Here is a 17894-nt window from a genome sequence, read left to right as displayed (position 1 = left end):
ATCCGTTCCTGTACGGGAGAGCCCCCTTTTCCCGCATAACACGAGGACGTGACTGGCCCGCTGCAACCCCGTACTTTCCGCGCGCCATTCCCAAAAAAGAGATGAGGAAACGACCATGGACAAGAAGATGCACGACAAGGGCCTGGAAGTCCGCAAAGCAGTGCTGGGAGAGGCCTATGTCAACAATGCCCTGAAGAACGTCGACGATTTCAACCGTCCGTTCCAGGAGATGCTCAACGAATATTGCTGGGGCACGGTGTGGGGCCGCGAGGAACTGCCGCGCAAAACCCGCAGCATGCTCAACATCGCCATGATCGCGATCCTCAACCGCCAGCACGAGTTTCGCGCGCATCTGAAGGGCGCGCTCACCAACGGCGTCTCCCGCGACGAGATCCGCGAGATCCTGATGCAGGTCGCAATCTATGGCGGCATGCCGGCCGCGGTCGACAGCTTCCGCATCGCGCGCGAGGTGTTCGCGGAGATCGACGCGAAGGCGTGAGGAAAGGCTTGAGGCCAACCTCTCTCCGACGTCGTCCCGGGGCGTGCGAAGCGCGAGCCCGGGACCCATAACCACAGGCAAATGTGGTTAGCGGGACTCGGAGTGACCGTCTCGCATCACGATTTATCCCTGCGGATATGGGTCCCGGGCTCATCGCTTCGCGATGCCCCGGGACGACAGCGGGGACGGAGCAAGCATCTTTCTCAACAACGAAGAAAAAAGGAAACATCATGGACATCGGATTCATCGGCCTCGGAAACATGGGTTTCCCGATGGCGCGGCGGTTGGTCGAGGCGGGACACAAGCTGGTCGTGTTCGACACCCGCAAGGAGGTCGTCGACAAGCTCGTGGCGCGCGGCGCGACTGTGGCGACATCGCCGAAGGACGTCGCCGACCAGGTCGAGACCGTCATGGCGAGCCTGCCCTCGCTGCAGGCGTCGCTCGCGGTGGCAACGGGCGCGAACGGCGTGATCGAGGGGAGCCGCGCAAAGCGCTTCATCGATCTCTCCACCGTCGGCTCGACCATGGCGACGAAAATTCACGACCTGCTCGCCAAGCACGACATCGTGCAGATCGACTGCCCCGTCTCAGGCGGCGTCGGCGGCGCCGAAAAGGGCACGCTGGCGGTAATGGTGTCGGGGCCGAAAGCGGATTTCGAGCTGCTCAAGCCCGCGCTCGACGTGATCGGAAAAGTGTTCTTCATCGGCGAGAAGCCCGGCGCGGCACAGACCATGAAGCTCGCCAACAATTTCCTGTCGGCGACCGCGATGGTGGCGACGTCGGAAGCGGTGGTGATGGGCGTGAAAGCCGGGCTCGATCCCGCCGTGATGATCGACGTCATCAACGCCGGTTCGGGCATGAACACCGCAAGCCGCGACAAGTTTCCGCGCTCGGTTCTGCCGCGCAGTTTCGATTTCGGCTTCGCCACGGGACTGATGGTGAAGGACGTGCGGCTGGCGCTGGAGGAGATGAAATCGCTGGGGCTCTCGATGGAGGTCGCCGATGCCGTCGGACGGCTATGGGAGACCGTGATCAGCGCGGAAGGCGCCGAGTCCGATTTTACCGCGGCGATCAAGCCGATCGAGAAGAAGGCGGGCGTCGTGGTTGGCGGAACAAAGGGCGGATTGGCGGGGAAGTAGCGCGCAACACTCTCCTCGTCGTCCCGGGGCGCGCGAAGCGCGAGCCCGGGACCCATAACCACAGGAAGGTGTGATTACGGGGATCCGGAGTTACAGCTTAGGCAACCAACTACGGCCTGTGGCTATGGGTCCCCGCCTTCGCGGGGACGACAGCGAGATTGTAGAGCCGGCATCGCGTCTCACAGTCAGGCCTCACTCCATCACAGCCACGGCGCCGGCGTGTCCATCGCAATCAGCTGCTCGACCTCGATGCGCGGGCGCACTACGGCGTATTGGTCGCCCTTCACCAGCACCTCGGGCACCAGCGGCCGCGTGTTGTAGGTCCCGGCCTGCACCGCGCCATAGGCGCCCGCGGTCATGATGGCGATGAGATCACCGGGCTTCGGCGTCGGCAGCGTGCGGTCGAGCGCGAGATAATCGCCGGTCTCGCAGACCGGGCCGACCACGTCGGCCTTGATGGTAACTGCGTCCCTGGCCGGCTGCGTCACCGGCAGAATGTCGTGATGCGCCTCGTACAGCGTCGGGCGAATGAGGTCGTTCATGGCGGCGTCGATGATGACGAAATTCTTGCCATCGCCGTGCTTCACATAGATCACTTTGGCGACCAGGATGCCGGCATTGCCGACGATCATGCGGCCCGGCTCGAACATCAGCGTGCAGCCGAGATTATGGCTGACGCGCTTGACCATGGCGGCATAGGCATCGGGCGCCGGCGGCGCTTCGCGATCCATGTAATAGGGAATGCCGAGGCCGCCGCCAAAATCGACGTGGCTGATGTCGTGGCCGTCGCTGCGCAGTGTCTGCACGAATTCGGACAGAATCCGGAACGCGGTCTCCATCTTGGAGAGATCGGTGATCTGGCTGCCGATATGCACGTCGGTGCCGGTCACCTTGATCCCGGGCAACTTGGCGGCGCGGGCGTAGACCTCGCGAGCATAGGCGATCGGGATGCCGAACTTGTTCTCGGACTTGCCGGTCGAGATTTTGGCGTGCGTGCCGGCATCGACATCGGGATTGACGCGGATCGAGATGCGCGCGGTCTTGCCCATCTCGGTCGCAAGCCGCGACAGCAATTCCAGCTCGGGCTCGGATTCGACGTTCAGACAGAGGATGTCGGCGGCCAGCGCTGCGCGCAGCTCGGTCTCGGTCTTGCCGACGCCGGAGAACAGGATCTTGCTGGCGGGGATGCCGGCGGCCAGTGCGCGCTTCAGCTCGCCACCGGAGACGACGTCAGCGCCGGCACCGAGCTTGGCCAGCGTGCGCAGCACCGACTGGTTGGAGTTCGCCTTCATGGCGTAGCAGACCAGCACCTTCTCGCCGGCGAAGGCCTCGGCGAAAACGCGGTAGTGGCGCTCGAGCGTGGCGGTCGAATAGCAATAGAACGGCGTGCCGACGGTCGCGGCCAGCTCGGACAGGTTCACCGCCTCGGCGTGCAGCACGCCGTTGCGATAGTCGAAATGGTTCATGGCGTTGGCTCAATTGCCCCAGCCTATCTGCTGGGTCTTTCGTCCAGGAGCGGGTCGAGAATGAACGGTTTCTTCTTGCCCTTGGTCGCGGCAGGCCCTGAATCCGCACCATAGGTGGGATTGAACACGCTCGGCGTCCTCTGGGCTTCGGTCTCGGTGTCGGTCGGAGCTGCGACATTGGCCGTGGACGCGCTGGACGCGGTCGGCGGCAGATCGAGCGGGCCCTTGCGGCCACAGCCGGCAAGCGCGAGCGCCGTCAGGCTCAAGACAATGATGGCCCACCCCGAGCCGGCCGGGCGAAACTTTGACGTCACGACGAAATCCCCACTACGCGGGGCGCACCATACAGAGATTGGCGCGCTCTGGCGAGAGCCGGATGACCATGAAACATAAGCGAAATTTTGCCCTCAGCCCTATTTCCGCTCTTTTTCCAGCCGCTTCGCCCAGGCCTTGGCCTGCGACATCACGTTCTTCGGCGCAGTGCCGCCAAAGCTGGTCCGGCTCTTCACCGACGATTCGACCGAGAGCACGCCGAGCACGTCCTTGGTGATCTTCGGCTCGATCGCCTGCATCTCCTTCAACGGCAGCTCGTGCAGCGCCACGCCGCCCTCGGCGGCCTTGGCAACGATGCGGCCGGTGACGTGGTGGGCGTCGCGGAACGGCATCTTCAGCGTCCGTACCAGCCAGTCGGCAAGGTCGGTCGCCGTGGCGTAGCCCTCGCCCGCAGCTGCCTTCATCTTCGCTTCGTCCGGGACGAGATCGCGGACCATGCCGGTCATGGCGCGGATCGCTAGCGACAGCGCGGCAAAACCCTCCATGGCGCCCTGCTTGTCCTCCTGCATGTCCTTTTGATAGGCGAGCGGCAGGCCCTTCATGACGATCAGGAGACCGTTGAGCGCACCGATGACGCGGCCGGTCTTGGCGCGCACCAGCTCGGCGGCGTCAGGATTGCGCTTCTGCGGCATGATCGAGGAGCCGGTGGTGAACTTGTCGCTGAGCCGGATGAGACCGACCAGCGGCGAGGTCCAGATCACGATCTCCTCGGCAAAGCGCGACATGTGCACGGCGCAGATCGAGGCGGCCGACAAGGTCTCCAGCACGAAATCGCGGTCGGAGACCGCATCGAGCGAGTTCGCCATCGGCCGGTCGAAACCGAGCGCTTTCGCCGTGGCATGACGATCGATCGGGAACGAGGTGCCGGCGAGCGCGGCGGCGCCGAGCGGCGATTCATTCAGCCGCTTGCGAGCATCCTGGAAACGGCCGCGGTCACGCGCGGCCATCTCGACATAGGCGAGCAGATGATGGCCGAATGTCACGGGCTGCGCGGTCTGGAGATGCGTGAAGCCGGGCATCACGGTCGCGGCATGCTCGAGCGCGCGATTGACCAGCGATGCCTGGAACGCGGCTAGCGCCGCATCGGTCTCGTCGAGAACATCGCGGACATAGAGGCGGAAGTCGGTCGCGACCTGGTCGTTGCGCGACCGCGCGGTGTGCAGGCGCCCGGCAGCGGGGCCGATCAGCTCGGTCAGCCGGCTCTCGACGTTCATATGGATATCTTCGAGCGCGCGCTTGAACGTGAAGCCGCCCTTGCCGATCTCTGACAGAATCGTGTCTAGACCCTTGCCGATATTTTTCGCATCAGAGGTCGTGATGATGCCCTGGCTGGCCAGCATCGCGGCGTGGGCCTTGGACGCGGCAATGTCCTGGGCATAGAGGTGACGATCGACGTCGATGGAGACGTTGATCTCTTCCATGATCTCATCGGGACGTTCCGAGAACCGGCCGCCCCACATCTTGTTGCTCATGATCCCCTGCTCACGCCTTGCTTGTCGCTGGTCACGTTTGCTGGCCGCCGCCAGCCGTATTAAGAGGCCCCTGATAGCCATATCTGCGACCGGATGACAAACGATATGCTCGACCAGAAGCCCTCCGCCACGCGCCGGATCCCCATCGTCATCGCCACCGTCGCGATCGGGGGACTGGCGGGCTTTGCCGCGCTGTACGGCCTTGGCCTGAGCCGGGCTCCCTCGGGCGATCCGACCTGCCGGGCGGCGGTGGCAACGGCGCAAAAAATCGCTCCGCTGGCCCATGGCGAACTGGCCGCCCTGACCATGGCCAGCGCCCCCCTGAAGCTGCCGGATCTCGCCTTCGAGGATTCCGACGGCAAGCCGAAAAAACTGTCCGATTTCCGCGGCAAGACGCTGCTGGTGAACCTCTGGGCCACCTGGTGCGTGCCCTGCCGCAAGGAGATGCCGGCGCTGGACGAGCTCCAGGGCAAGCTGGCGGGCCCGAATTTCGAGGTGGTGGCGATCAACATCGACACCCGCGATGCCGAGAAGCCCAAGACCTTCCTGAAGGAGGCCAATCTGACCCGGCTTGGCTATTTCAGCGACCAGAAAGCCAAGGTGTTCCAGGACCTTAAGGCCATAGGCCGGGCGCTGGGCATGCCGACCTCGGTGCTGGTCGACCCGCAGGGATGCGAAATCGCGACGATCGCGGGACCGGCGGAATGGGCGAGCGAGGACGCGCTCAAGCTGATCCGGGCGGCGACCGGCAAGGCCGCGGCGGGACTTTAGGGGTTCAGGCGGAAATATTCAGGTTGCCGCCGACGCCAGCGCCGACATTGGCGAGCGAGGGCTGACCGGCGCCGAGAAGCGTGAGGACGGTGGATTTCTCCATGTCCATGTTCTGCTTGGTCAGCGTCGCCGCGATATTCGACTGCAGCGCGCCTTGCTGAGCGGCCAGCATGGTGCTGACCATCGCCATCATGTCCATTACGCAAACCCTCTTACCGGCAGGACACTAGGGCTGATGGGTTAACGCGACATGAATTGTCACAGTGCGGATGGACGTAGGGTGGGTTAGCCGAAGGCGTAACCCACCTCTTTGGTATCCGCAGAGACAGAAGTGGTGGGTTACGCTTCGCTAACCCACCCTACGACGTCAGCGCGTCGGAACCGGCTTGGCGCCGCGGTAGTCGTAGAAGCCACGCTGGGTCTTGCGGCCGAGCCAGCCGGCTTCGACGTATTTCACCAGCAACGGGCACGGGCGGTATTTGGAGTCGGCGAGGCCCTCGTGCAGCACCTGCATGATCGACAGGCAAGTATCGAGGCCGATGAAATCGGCGAGCTCGAGCGGGCCCATCGGATGGTGGGCGCCGAGCTTCATCGCCGCGTCGATCGCCTCGACGTTGCCGACGCCTTCATACAGCGTGTAGATCGCCTCGTTGATCATCGGCAGCAGGATGCGGTTGACGATGAAGGCCGGGAAATCCTCGGAGACCGCGACCTGCTTGCCGAGCTTGGCGACGAACTCCTTGGAGGCCTCGAACGTGGAATCGTCGGTGGCGATGCCGCGGATCAGCTCGACCAGCTCCATCAGCGGCACCGGATTCATGAAGTGAATGCCGATGAAGCGCTCGGGCCGGTCGGTAGCGGCGGCCAGCCGCGTGATCGAGATCGAGGACGTGTCGGAAGCGACGATCGCCTCGGCCTTCAGCACCGCGCACAGCTCGTGGAAGATCTTGCGCTTGACCTCTTCCTTCTCGACCGCGGTCTCGATTACGAGGTCGCAGTCGGCGAGGTCGTCGAGCTTCTCGGCGAGCTTGATGCGCGCCATCGCCGTGGCCTTCTCGTCCTCGGAAACAGCCTTCTTGGAGACCTGGCGCGCCAGATTGCCGTTGATCGTGGCCATGCCGGACTTGAGACGGTCGGCCGAGATGTCGTTGAGCACAACGTCGAAACCGGCCAGCGCCGCGACATGCGCGATGCCACTGCCCATCTGACCCGCGCCAATCACGCCGACCTTCTTGATCACTGCCGCCATAATATCATCCACCGGAACGGCGCGCACATCGCGCCTGCCTTATCCCCTGAGCCGGGAGATCTGATTTCATCAGAAGCTTGATCTAACCAGAATCTCGGCTCGAAACCTAGATTGGATCGCTCCCCCGGCGTGCCCCACGCCAAAGAAAACGCCTCGAAAAAGAAAAACCGGCCGGAGTGTACCACTCCGGCCGGTGTTTTTATCGCGTTTTTACTTGCCGAGCTTGGCGAGTTCGTCCGTCAGCTCAGGAACCGCCTGGTAAAGGTCGGCGACCAGGCCGTAATCGGCGACCTGGAAGATCGGCGCGTCCTCGTCCTTGTTGATCGCGACGATCACCTTGGAGTCCTTCATGCCGGCCAGATGCTGGATCGCGCCGGAAATGCCCACCGCGACATAGAGCTCGGGGGCCACGACCTTGCCGGTCTGGCCGACCTGCCAGTCGTTCGGCGCATAGCCGGCGTCCACCGCCGCGCGCGAGGCACCAACGCCGGCGCCGAGCTTGTCGGCGAGCGGCTCGATGTATTTGGCGAAGTTCTCGCGGCTCTGCATGGCGCGGCCACCGGAGACGATGATCTTCGCCGAGGTCAGCTCGGGACGATCGCTCTTGGCGACTTCCTCGCCGACGAAGGTCGACAGGCCCGGATCGGCGGCAGCCGAGACGCTCTCCACCGGCGCGCTGCCGCCGGCAGCGGCGGCCGCGAAGGTCGAGGTGCGGACCGTGATGACCTTCTTGGCGTCCTTCGACTTCACCGTCTGGATGGCGTTGCCGGCATAGATCGGACGCTCATAGGTGTCGGGGGTGACCACCTTGGTGATCTCCGAAACCTGCATGACGTCGAGCAGCGCGGCGACGCGGGGCATCACGTTCTTGAAGCGCGAGGTCGCGGGCGCGACGATCGCGTCATAGGACGGGGCCAGCGAGACGATCAGCGCGGCCAGCGGCTCGGCGAGATCGTGCGCATAGAGCTCGCCTTCGGCGACCAGCACCTTGGCAACGCCGGCAAGCTTCGAGGCCGCCTCGGCCGCCGTCTTGGTGCCCTGCCCGCCGCCGGCGACCAGCACATGGACGTCGCCGCCGAGCTGGGAAGCCGCAGTGAGCGCCTTGTTGGTGGAGTCCTTGAGGACTTCGTGTTCGTGTTCGGCAATCAGCAATGTCGTCATCAGAGCACCCCGGCTTCGTTCTTGAGCTTCGACACCAGCTCGGCGACGTCCTTGACCTTGACGCCGGCCTTGCGGCCCGCGGGCTCAGCCGTTTTGAGAACTTCGAGGCGCGCGGTGACGTCGACGCCATAGTCGGCGACGGTCTTGTCCGCGATCGGCTTCTTCTTAGCCTTCATGATGTTGGGCAGCGAGGCATAGCGCGGCTCGTTGAGACGAAGATCAGTGGTGACGATCGCCGGTCCCTTCAGCTTGACGGTCTGGAGACCGCCGTCGACTTCGCGGGTGACCTTGAAATCCGAGCCGTCGACCTCGAGCTTCGAGGCGAAGGTCGCCTGCGACCAGCCGAGCAGCGCGGCCAGCATCTGGCCGGTCTGATTGCTGTCGTCATCGATCGCCTGCTTGCCGAGAATGATCAGTCCCGGCTGCTCTTCGTCCGCGACCTTCTTCAGGATCTTGGCGACGGCGAGCGGCTCGACATTGCCGTCGGCCTTCACCAGGATGCCGCGATCGGCGCCCATGGCAAGACCGGTACGGATCGTCTCCGACGCCTGCGCCGGTCCGATCGAGACCACCACGACCTCGGTCGCCTTGCCAGCTTCCTTCAGGCGCAGCGCTTCCTCGACCGCGATCTCGTCGAACGGGTTCATGGACATTTTGACGTTGGCGAGTTCAACGCCCGATCCATCGCCCTTGACGCGGACCTTGACGTTGTAATCGACCACCCGCTTTACCGGCACCAAGACCTTCATCGATCCTCTTTCACTCAATTTGGGAGGGGGGTATTCAACTGGCGCGGAACCTAAAGGCCTGATCCGGCCCGGTCAACGCGCGACAGGGCCAAATTTTAGACCTTAGAAATGCGCTGCTCAATGGGCAGCGAAGCTGGGTCAGCGATTCTGCCCGGGAACCCAGAGCACGTCGCCGGCGCCGTCATGGTTGGCGGCGCGGCTGGCCACGAACAGGAAGTCCGACAGTCGGTTCATATACTGGATGCCAGCGCTACCAACAGTCTCGCCAGGCTGGGCCGCCAGTTCCACCATCACCCGTTCCGCCCGGCGGCAAATCGTGCGGGCGACGTGGAGGTAGGCGGCGGCCGGCGTGCCGCCGGGGAGCACGAAGGAGGTTAGCGGCGCGAGCTTGTCGTTGAGCGCGTCGATGTCGTGCTCGAGCCGCTCGACCTGGCTTGCCACCACCCGGAGCCGTTCGGCCTTTCCTTCGCGCTCGGGCACAGCAAGGTCCGCGCCGAGGTCGAAAAGGTCGTTCTGGATGCGGCCGAGCATCGCGTCGAATTCGGGCATGTCGTGCGTCTGGAGCCTGACCACGCCGATCGCCGCGTTGGTCTCGTCGACGGTGCCATAGGCCGCGATGCGCAGATCGTATTTCGGACGGCGCTCGCCCGAGCCGAGCGCTGTCGTGCCGTCGTCACCAGTCTTGGTATAGATGCGGTTGAGCGTGACCATGTTCAGCGTCCCATCGCCCAGACCGCGATCATGGCAATGACGATCGCCACGAACTGAAGCAATACGCGCCAGCGCATCAGCTTCTGCGACGTGTTGGGCGAGCCGCCGCGCATCATGTTGATGAGACCGAGCAGCAGCACCAACGCCACGGCGCCGGCTGCAACCGGCAGGATGAAAGTACTCAGGATGGATGCCATCGGGGTTAGATAACACCGTGTGTGCCCGTCCGCCATGGTGCAACGGCAGCCAACGGCGTCATTCCGGGGCGACGCGAGGTGCTTCGCGATCTGGCTTTTGAGCCAGGAATATCAGAAGCTGGCCGAATGATTTTCGATTTGCATCCATCACTGACCGTCTTCGTCTCTTCCCACTTGCGGGGAGAGCGCATGCTCCAGGGCAGGCCGTGAAAGCCATCCGCACCATCTACGTCGTCGTGATGGACGCGTTCTACACGTTCCTGGCCGACGACGGCTGGGCCATTGCCAGCCACATCGCGCTGTCGACGCTGATGGCGCTGTTCCCGTTCCTGATCGTGCTGACCTCGCTGGCCGGCTTCTTCGGCTCCAAGGAACTCGCCGACCAGGCCGCCAGCCTGATGCTCGAGGTCTGGCCCAAGCAGGTCTCCGATTCGATTTCGGGCGAGGTCCACGACGTGCTGACCACCACCCGCACCGGCGTGCTGACCATCGGCGCGGCGTTGTCGGTCTATTTCGCATCGAACGGCGTCGAAGCGCTCAGGGTCGCGCTGAACCGCGCCTATGCCGTGGTGGAGATGCGGCGCTGGTACTGGCTGCGTCTGGAGTCGATCGGCTATACGCTGGTCGCGGCCTTCACCGCGCTCGCCATGGCGTTCCTGATCGTGCTCGGACCGCTGATGATCGAGGCCGCGCGGCGCCACATTCCGCTGTTCGTCGAGTCCAACGAGAGCATTCTCACCTGGCTGCGCTATGGAATCACGATCGGCGCGCTGATCGTGGCGCTGATCATCCTGCATGCCTGGCTACCGGCAGGGCGGCGCAGCTTCCTCCAGATCCTGCCCGGCATCATCTTCACGATGGTGGCCTCGCTGATCTCGGGCATCGTGTTCGGCCAGTATCTGGCGCGCTTCGCCAACAATTACGTGACGATGTATGCGGGGCTGGCCTCGGTGATCATCGCGCTGGTGTTTCTGTATTTCATCGCCGCGATCTTCGTTTACGGCGGCGAGCTCAACGCCGCGATCATCAAGTCGCGGCTTCCTCACGGCGTTTCGCTTCAAGCAGCGCAGTCGCTAAAGCCCGCGGAGACACAGGCTTGACCAGGAAGGCGTCGGCGCCGGCCTCGCGCGAGGCGGCCTCGTCCTCGCCGCGGCCGGACACGCCGATGATGGGGATCTGAGCCAGCGGCGGCGCCATGGTGCGGATCCGCCTGATCGCCTCGATGCCGTCGATGCCCGGCAGCACCATGTCCATCAGCACCGCGTCGAACGCGCCCTGCGCAAGCCGATTGACGGCGTCCTCGCCACGCCCGATGAACTCGGCATGATGGCCGAGCTCTGTCAAAATGGTGTTGAGCACAACGCGGCCGAACGGATTGTCCTCGACGCTGAGCACCCGCAGCGCGGCCACCGCATCCTGCTCGGCTTCGCCCTTCGACTTACGCGACCTTGTCGATCCCGTTGCATCCAGCGACACCGTCAATGTGAAGGTGGCGCCGCCGCCGCGGCGCGGTGCGACAGAGATATCGCCGCCCATCGCGCGCGCCAGTTGCTTGACCGAGGAGAGCCCCAGGCCGGCGCCGCCGAAGCGCGAGGCAATGGTGACATTGGCCTGCGTGAACGGGCGGAACAGCCGGTTGATCTCGGCCATGGTCAGGCCGATGCCGCTGTCGGAGACCGAGAAGGCGACGCCGACCCTGCCCTTCGTCTTGTCGCTCTTCTTGCCCTTCGCTTTGTCTTTGGCAGACCGCCAGGGCGCCACCGCCAGCGCCACGCCGCCATGCTCGGTGAACTTCACCGCATTGTCGATCAGGTTCTCCAGTGCAGCACGCAGGCGGACGGGATCGCCGACCACCAGCCCGGGCAACTTTTCCGAGATCTCGACCTGGGCCTGAAGACCCTTGGCCGCGGCGCGACCGGCCAGCGAATCGCCGGCGCTGCGGGCGAGCGTTCGCAGGTCGAACAGATCCTGCCGCAGCGTGCTGCCGCCATTCCCTGTGCGGGCGGCGTCCACGAACAGCGTCGCCAGGCTCGCCAGATGCTCGGCGCCGGCCTTGATGGTGTCGGCCCAGCGCCGTTCGCGTTCGCCGAGATCGGAGGTCGCGAGCAGGTCACTGATCGCCAGAATGCCGGTCAGGGGGGTCCGGACCTCATGGGCAAAGGCGGCGAGCGCAGCCTGGACCACGTCCGGCGTGACCGCCTTGGTGCTGCGCTTGCGCAACCGGCCGGCTGGCACGGACCGCTTCCGAACCACTGGTTTCGACGTCCGCGTAGTGCGCGCTGCGCGCGTTTTCGCCGCCATAACTCCCCTTCGAAGTATCCCCTTCGAACCCCGGGCCGTGAGGCAAGCATGGCACGGCGGAACCCCCGGAGTCACGGCAGCGTTTCGCTAACCCCCAGAGAAACTTAGCCTAATCCCACCAATCGGCGGATACCGGCAGGCGAAGCACCGGCGTCGCGCAACTCGCGCAGCCCGGTCGAACGGCTCGATTTCGACAGCTTCCGCCCCTCGCTGTCCCGAATGAGCGCATGGTGGCGGTAGGCCGGTTCCGGCAGGCCGAGCAGGGCCTGGAGCAGGCGGTGGACCGAACTGGCGTGAAACAGGTCCTGCCCCCGTACCACCTCACTGACGCCCTGGAGGGCATCGTCGACGACGACCGACAGGTGGTAGCTCGTCGGCGTCTCCTTGCGGGCGAGGATGACATCGCCCCAGGCCTCAGGCCGCGCGGCGACGACGCCGTGCTCGCCATCGGGCCCGTCGCCCAGTTCATGCCAGGTCAGGCCGGCAACGCGCCGGCAGGCGGCGTCCATGTCCAGCCGCAACGCATACGGCACACCTGATGCAATCAGCCCTGCCCGCTCTTCCGCCGCCAACGACTTGGCCTCGCCAGAATAAAGCGGCGCGCCATCGGGATCGCGCGGCCACGGGCCGCCTGCCTCGCGCGCGGCAACCAGCTTTGCGATCTCGGCGCGGCTTTCGAAGGCGGGATAGACCAGACCGAGCGCAGAGAGCTTGTCCAGCGCGGCGCGATAGTCGGCCAGATGCTCGGACTGCCGCCGCACCGGCCTCTGCCAGGCAATACCGAGCCAGGCGAGATCCTCGTCAATCGCCGTCTCGTATTCCGGCCGGCAGCGCGTCGCGTCGATGTCCTCTATGCGCAGCAACAGCCGCCCGCCGGCCTCGCGCGCGCGGTCGAAATTGAGCAGCGCGGAATATGCGTGGCCGAGATGGAGCAGGCCGTTCGGGCTTGGGGCAAATCGGAAAACGGGTGGCATCAGGCAAGCCGGAACGGAAGAACGTCACCGCTCTCACGTTCCAGGCGCTCGACCACGCCGCGATAAAACTGCTCCGCCCGAAGGATCATCGCTTCCGATGCACTTGGTCCACTACCCTCGAAGAGGCCGCGAGCAATCTCGAACTCGGTATCGAGGAAGTTGGCCACCATCCTCGGCAGAGGGGCGGAGCCGAGCTCGTGCGTCATCGACTTCCGGGCCATCAGCTCGACAACCTCCGATTTCAGTTCGCTCGGTGGGTCGCACTCCTCCATGAGAGTCGGAAAATGCATCGGCGCCACGGCTTCGGCAGGACGCATGCGCAACCATCGCAAAGCGGCGGCGGGCCGAAGTGCATAGAAGATTTTCTTTTGCGCAACGCTCGTCCCGTCGCCGAAATAGATCCGTCGCTGCCGCTCGCCGAGATGAAGATAGTGGCGGCAAACTGCCTCACGACTCGCGGCCTCTCTGGCAAACGCCAGAAATTCGTCGCGAAACCATGCGCGCCCCCGGTAAACGACGGGCGAGCACAGCCACTCCACGATCACTGCATTGCCCTTCAAGAGGAGCTGGAGCGCCTTGCGCAAGTCCCAACCGTTGGCGTCGAGATCTCGCTCGAACGGAAGCTCGATGACGTCACGGCTGACCCATGGCGTGATGTGATCGACCGCGCGGCGCACATATACAAAGCGACAATCATAGTCGCTGTCAGGGGACGCAAAACCCCAGGCCCGGCTTCCGCTCTCGATCGCCAGCGGCAGGAAGACGCGGTGCTCGTCGACGACACGATCCAGCATGGCATCGATCAGGGCGACTTTCTCGCCGTCCATCTCCACAGGAATACTTCTCAAAGTCATCGAACGCTTCCGAGATTCCGATAGTATGGTCTTAATCCTATCGTCCCAAGCCGTCCACAGGACGGCCAATCCGCATCGCGGCGAGTCGATGACGCCATGACCATCCACCTCGAAACCCAGTCCGATCTCGAAGACGCCGTCCACGCGCTGGTCAAGCGCGATCCGCGTCTCAAGCCCGTGTTGGAGATCGCGGGCATGCCGGCCCTGCGGCGGCGCGAACCCGGCTTTGCGGGGCTTGCGCACATCGTCTGCGGGCAGCAGCTTTCGACCGCCAGCGCCGCGGCCATCTGGGGACGGCTGTCGACGGCGTTCGAACCGTTCGACCATGACGCGGTGCGCCGCGCCTGCACCGACCGGCTGGGGCGCCTCGGCCTCTCCGCCGCCAAGATCAAGACGCTGAAGCATCTCGCCCGCGAGATCGCCGCGGACCGGCTGAACCTCGACGTGCTCGCGGAGGAAGACGCCGAGGCCGCGCATCACACACTGATTGCGCTCCCCGGCATCGGGCCGTGGACGGCGGACGTCTATCTGCTGTTCTGCCTCGGACACGGCGATGCCTGGCCGGCCGGCGACATCGCCGTGCAGGAAGGGATCAAGGTCGGCCTGGGGCTCCAGGCGCGGCCGACGGAAAAGCAGATGGCGCCGATCGCCGAGCCATGGCGCCCGCTGCGCGGCGCAGCCGCGCATCTGTGGTGGAGCTATTATCGCGTGATCAAGAAGCGCGAAGGTGTCATCACCAACCAGCCCTAGCCCCGCAGCCGCTCACGATCGGCGCGGGCGCATTCCGCGACGAAGTCGACGACCGCCCGCACCGCGGAGAGTTCGACAAGGTCCGGATGGGCGAGCAGCCAGAGATCGGCGACACTGACGAGCTTTTGCGGCGCGACGCGCACGAGGTCCGGATAGCTTTCCGCGACGAAGCAGGACAGCGCGGAGATTCCGATGCCCGCGCGCACCGCGGCCAGCATGTCGCCCTGCGACGAGCAGCGCATCACCATCGTGCCCTGGCGCGTGATCGTATCGCTCCAGCGCGCGAGCTGCGCGTTGGAATCCTGATCGGCGAAGCCGATGACGCTGTGCCCCTTCCACTCGCCGCTCCGTTCCGGCAAGGACCGGCCGGCCGCATAGTCGCGCGAGGCATAGAAACCGGTGCCGAGACGGCCGACCCTGCGGCCGACCAGATTTTCCTCGCCGCTATCGACCGGGCGCAGCACGACATCAGCCTCCCGGCGCCGCACGCTGGCAGGGAACGGATGGGTGATGATCTCGAGCCGGATGTGATCGTGCGCGCCGAGAAAGGACCGCAGCCGCGGCATCAGCCAGTGCGAGGCCAGCGTCGCGCCGATCGACAGCTTGACCGTGCCGCGCGCCTTGCGCCCGCCGGCACCGACCGCGGCCTCGGCCCTGAGTGCTGCGACCGCCATCGCCTCCGCATGCTCGCGCAGCGTACGGCCATCGGCGGTGAGCACGAAGCCATCGGCGGCCCGCGCCAATAGCTTGGTGCCAAGCTGCGCCTCCAGCGCGGCGATCTTGCGGCTGACGGTTGGATGGCTGGCGTGCAGGCGCTTTGCTGCGGCGGTGAAACTGCCGGTGTCGGCGACCGCGACGAAGGTCTTGCAGAGATCCCAATCCACCGCCGGCTCCGTTCAAACCTGAATAGGCGTATGTTCAATCTTGAACGATCCCCTGCCCGCCGTCCAACCCTATAGTGGGGTCAAACACGCCCAGCGGCGGACACCCCGCCCGCGCGACAATCAACATGGAAGCGCTCAATTCTCGGCCGGCAGGCCGTTGACGCGCGTTGTCAGGAGGATCGGATGGCACTGCCCGCTTTGCTCAAGAACAATCTGGAGCTGCCCGTCGTCGGCTCGCCGCTCTTCATCGTCTCCGGACCGGAGCTGGTGATCGCCCAGTGCAAGGCCGGCGTGGTCGGCTCGTTCCCCGCGCTCAATGCCCGTCCGGTCGAGAAGCTCGACGAATGGCTGAGCCGCATCGAGGACGAGCTCGGCGAATACAAATCGCGCAATCCCGGCAAGAAGGTCGCGCCCTACGCGGTCAACCAGATCTGCCATGCCTCCAACGACCGGTTGATGAAGGACATGGAAATCTGTGTGAAGCACAAGGCACCCATCATCATCACCTCGTTGCGGCCGCCGGCGGAGATCGTCGAAGCCGCGCATTCCTATGGCGGGCTGGTGTTCCACGACGTCATCAACGTCAAGCACGCGCGCAAAGCCGCCGAGCAGGGCGTCGACGGCCTGATCCTGGTCTGCGCCGGCGCGGGCGGACATGCCGGTATGCTCTCGCCCTTCGCGCTGGTGCGCGAGGTCAAGCAATGGTTTGACGGCGCGATCCTGCTGTCGGGCGCGATCAGCGACGGTTTCGGCATCGCTTCCGCGCTGACCCTGGGCGCCGACCTCGCTTATATGGGCACGCGCTTCATCGCGACGCAGGAAGCCAACGCCGACGAAGCCTACAAGTCCGCGCTGACGCAGCACGCCGCGCACGACATCGTCTACACCAACCTGTTCACCGGCGTGCATGGCAATTATCTCGGACCCTCGATCGCCGCCGCAGGGCTCGATCCGGACAATCTCCCGGTCGCGGACAAAACCAGGATGAACTTCGGCTCCGGCGGTAACATGAAATCCAAGGCGTGGCGCGACATCTGGGGCTCGGGCCAGGGCATCGGCCAGATCACCGACGCACCTCCGGTCGCCGAGCTGGTCGACCGGATGAAGGGTGAATTCGATCAGGCCCGGCAGGATTTCCTGATGCGCGCGAGCGCCTGACGCTTCGAACTGACAAGAACAACGGGAGGACATCATGAAGCTGGCAGCCGCACTGATCGGCATGTCGCTGCTGGCGCTGAGCGCGAGCGGCGCTCATGCCGACGATAGCAAAGAGATCCGCATCGGGCAGACCCTGCCCTATAGCGGCCCGGCCTCCGGCTTCGGCGCGATCGGGCGGACGCAAGAAGCCTTCTTCGAGAAGGTCAATGCCGAGGGCGGCATCAACGGCCGCAAGGTCAAGTTCATCACGCTGGATGACGCCTACTCGCCGCCGAAGACGGTCGAGCAGACGCGCAAGCTGGTGGAGCAGGACGAGGTGCTGATGATGTTCGGCTCGCTCGGCACCGCCACCAACAGCGCCGTGCAGCGCTACCTCAACGCCAAGAAGGTGCCGCAGCTGTTCGTGCTCTCGGGCGCCACCAAATGGGCCGATCCACAGAAGAACCCGTGGACGATGCCGGGCATGGCGGCTTACGAATCCGAGGGCGTCGTCTATGCCAAATACATCCTGCAGTCCAAGCCCGACGCGAAAATCGCGATCCTGTCCCAGAACGACGATTTCGGCCGCGACTATGTCGCAGGCTTCAAGCGCGCGCTTGGTGCCAAAGCCGCCAGCATGATCATCGCGGAGGCAAGCTATGAGACCAGCGCGCCGACGATCAGCTCGCAGCTCTCGACGCTGAAGGCATCCGGCGCCAACGTCCTGTTCGGCGTCGTGCTCGGAAAATTCACCTCGCAGATGGTCAAGGGCGTGGCCGAGATAGGCTGGAAGCCGGAGCTGTTCTTCGTGCCCACCTCGGCCTCCTCGATCTCGTTCCTCGAGCCGGCGGGGCTCGACAACGCGGTCGGTCTGATCTCGTCGAGCAATCAGAAGGACACGATGGATCCGCAATGGGCCAGCGATCCCGGCGTGAAGGAATATTTTGCCTTCATGAAGCAGTACATGCCGACTGCCGACCTCTCGAATTCCAACTATGCTGCCGGCTACCATTACGCGACGCTGCTGATGACGGTGCTGAAATCGTGCAAGGACGATTTCAGCCGCGATAACATCCTGAAGCAGGCCACGTCGCTGAAGGACGTAAAGCTGCCGCTGCTGCTGCCCGGAATGAGCGTGTCGACCGGCACGGACGACTATCTGCCATTCCAGCAGCTGCAGCTGCGGCGTTTCAACGGCAAGAGCTGGGTGGGTTTTGGCGACATTCTCGACGACCGGTAGAGGACAT

20 protein-coding genes are annotated in these 17894 nt (G+C 64.6%); 7 read left to right on the top strand and 13 right to left on the bottom strand.

Annotated features, from left to right (window positions below):
- Window positions 1-115 precede the first annotated feature (115 nt).
- The gene (locus AB7532_RS04475; RefSeq protein ID WP_441233625.1) at window positions 116-499 is read left to right on the top strand and encodes a carboxymuconolactone decarboxylase family protein; all 384 of its coding nucleotides are present in this window, start codon (window positions 116-118) and stop codon (window positions 497-499) included.
- Window positions 500-729: 230 nt separating this feature from the next.
- Complete coding sequence (locus tag AB7532_RS04470) at window positions 730-1638, top strand: NAD(P)-dependent oxidoreductase (protein ID WP_441233624.1); 909 nt, start codon at window positions 730-732, stop codon at window positions 1636-1638.
- A 200-nt stretch (window positions 1639-1838) separates the two neighbouring features.
- On the opposite strand, the gene lysA is transcribed toward AB7532_RS04470, so the two are convergent.
- From lysA to argH, 3 genes are all read right to left on the bottom strand, one after another.
- Window positions 1839-3104: a diaminopimelate decarboxylase gene (lysA, locus tag AB7532_RS04465; RefSeq protein WP_441233623.1), complete on the bottom strand. Its 1266-nt coding sequence runs from the start codon at window positions 3102-3104 to the stop codon at window positions 1839-1841.
- A 23-nt stretch (window positions 3105-3127) separates the two neighbouring features.
- A complete protein-coding gene (lptM, locus tag AB7532_RS04460) occupies window positions 3128-3418 on the bottom strand; it encodes an LPS translocon maturation chaperone LptM (protein WP_441233622.1) in 291 nt (96 codons plus the stop codon).
- Window positions 3419-3517: 99 nt separating this feature from the next.
- Window positions 3518-4909 (bottom strand): argininosuccinate lyase, encoded by a 1392-nt coding sequence (gene argH / locus AB7532_RS04455; protein WP_441233621.1) that lies wholly within the window; start codon window positions 4907-4909, stop codon window positions 3518-3520.
- 105 nt (window positions 4910-5014) lie between these two features.
- Between argH and tlpA the strand changes: the two genes are divergently transcribed.
- On the top strand, window positions 5015-5680 hold the full coding sequence (gene tlpA / locus AB7532_RS04450) for a thiol:disulfide interchange protein TlpA (protein ID WP_441239187.1): 666 nt from the start codon (window positions 5015-5017) through the stop codon (window positions 5678-5680).
- A gap of 4 nt (window positions 5681-5684) precedes the next feature.
- On the opposite strand, the gene AB7532_RS04445 is transcribed toward tlpA, so the two are convergent.
- The 6 genes from AB7532_RS04445 to AB7532_RS04420 form a co-directional block, all read right to left on the bottom strand.
- The gene (locus AB7532_RS04445) at window positions 5685-5879 is read right to left on the bottom strand and encodes a hypothetical protein (protein ID WP_441233620.1); all 195 of its coding nucleotides are present in this window, start codon (window positions 5877-5879) and stop codon (window positions 5685-5687) included.
- Between the two features lie 168 nt (window positions 5880-6047).
- Window positions 6048-6929 carry a 3-hydroxybutyryl-CoA dehydrogenase gene (locus AB7532_RS04440; RefSeq protein WP_441233619.1) on the bottom strand — a complete coding sequence of 294 codons (882 nt, stop codon included), beginning with the start codon at window positions 6927-6929 and terminating at the stop codon, window positions 6048-6050.
- Between the two features lie 210 nt (window positions 6930-7139).
- A complete protein-coding gene (locus AB7532_RS04435) occupies window positions 7140-8090 on the bottom strand; it encodes an electron transfer flavoprotein subunit alpha/FixB family protein (RefSeq protein ID WP_441233618.1) in 951 nt (316 codons plus the stop codon).
- Window positions 8090-8839, bottom strand: coding sequence for an electron transfer flavoprotein subunit beta/FixA family protein (locus AB7532_RS04430; protein ID WP_441233617.1), 750 nt, complete (start codon window positions 8837-8839; stop codon window positions 8090-8092). Before AB7532_RS04430 ends, AB7532_RS04435 begins: the two co-directional genes overlap by 1 nt.
- Window positions 8840-8977: 138 nt before the next feature.
- The gene (locus AB7532_RS04425; protein ID WP_441233616.1) at window positions 8978-9550 is read right to left on the bottom strand and encodes a cob(I)yrinic acid a,c-diamide adenosyltransferase; all 573 of its coding nucleotides are present in this window, start codon (window positions 9548-9550) and stop codon (window positions 8978-8980) included.
- A gap of 2 nt (window positions 9551-9552) precedes the next feature.
- Window positions 9553-9747, bottom strand: a complete 195-nt coding sequence (locus AB7532_RS04420) for a twin transmembrane helix small protein (RefSeq protein ID WP_247504124.1) — start codon at window positions 9745-9747, stop codon at window positions 9553-9555.
- Window positions 9748-9953: 206 nt separating this feature from the next.
- Here AB7532_RS04420 and AB7532_RS04415 point away from each other — a divergent pair, with 206 nt between their 5' ends.
- Complete coding sequence (locus tag AB7532_RS04415; protein ID WP_441233615.1) at window positions 9954-10847, top strand: YihY/virulence factor BrkB family protein; 894 nt, start codon at window positions 9954-9956, stop codon at window positions 10845-10847.
- Here the strand turns inward: AB7532_RS04415 and AB7532_RS04410 are convergent.
- From AB7532_RS04410 to AB7532_RS04400, 3 genes are all read right to left on the bottom strand, one after another.
- Window positions 10774-12048 (bottom strand): ATP-binding protein, encoded by a 1275-nt coding sequence (locus tag AB7532_RS04410; RefSeq protein ID WP_441233614.1) that lies wholly within the window; start codon window positions 12046-12048, stop codon window positions 10774-10776. The genes AB7532_RS04415 and AB7532_RS04410 overlap by 74 nt on opposite strands.
- A gap of 104 nt (window positions 12049-12152) precedes the next feature.
- A complete protein-coding gene (gluQRS, locus tag AB7532_RS04405; protein WP_441233613.1) occupies window positions 12153-13022 on the bottom strand; it encodes a tRNA glutamyl-Q(34) synthetase GluQRS in 870 nt (289 codons plus the stop codon).
- A complete protein-coding gene (locus AB7532_RS04400) occupies window positions 13022-13876 on the bottom strand; it encodes a nucleotidyltransferase domain-containing protein (protein WP_441233612.1) in 855 nt (284 codons plus the stop codon). Before AB7532_RS04400 ends, gluQRS begins: the two co-directional genes overlap by 1 nt.
- Window positions 13877-13972: 96 nt before the next feature.
- Between AB7532_RS04400 and AB7532_RS04395 the strand changes: the two genes are divergently transcribed.
- The gene (locus AB7532_RS04395) at window positions 13973-14626 is read left to right on the top strand and encodes a DNA-3-methyladenine glycosylase family protein (RefSeq protein ID WP_441233611.1); all 654 of its coding nucleotides are present in this window, start codon (window positions 13973-13975) and stop codon (window positions 14624-14626) included.
- On the opposite strand, the gene AB7532_RS04390 is transcribed toward AB7532_RS04395, so the two are convergent.
- Entirely contained in the window at window positions 14623-15510 is an 888-nt protein-coding gene (locus AB7532_RS04390; RefSeq protein ID WP_441233610.1) for a LysR family transcriptional regulator, read from the bottom strand. The genes AB7532_RS04395 and AB7532_RS04390 overlap by 4 nt on opposite strands.
- 183 nt (window positions 15511-15693) lie before the next feature.
- Here AB7532_RS04390 and AB7532_RS04385 point away from each other — a divergent pair, with 183 nt between their 5' ends.
- Together AB7532_RS04385 and AB7532_RS04380 are read left to right on the top strand one after the other, a co-directional pair.
- Window positions 15694-16668: an NAD(P)H-dependent flavin oxidoreductase gene (locus tag AB7532_RS04385; protein ID WP_441233609.1), complete on the top strand. Its 975-nt coding sequence runs from the start codon at window positions 15694-15696 to the stop codon at window positions 16666-16668.
- Between the two features lie 34 nt (window positions 16669-16702).
- Entirely contained in the window at window positions 16703-17887 is a 1185-nt protein-coding gene (locus tag AB7532_RS04380; protein ID WP_441233608.1) for an ABC transporter substrate-binding protein, read from the top strand.
- Window positions 17888-17894: the final 7 nt, after the last annotated feature.

Source organism: Bradyrhizobium sp. 930_D9_N1_4 (assembly GCF_052076015.1).
Taxonomy (GTDB): Bacteria; Pseudomonadota; Alphaproteobacteria; order Rhizobiales; family Xanthobacteraceae; genus Bradyrhizobium.
This window is presented reverse-complemented; position numbering and strand designations above follow the sequence as displayed.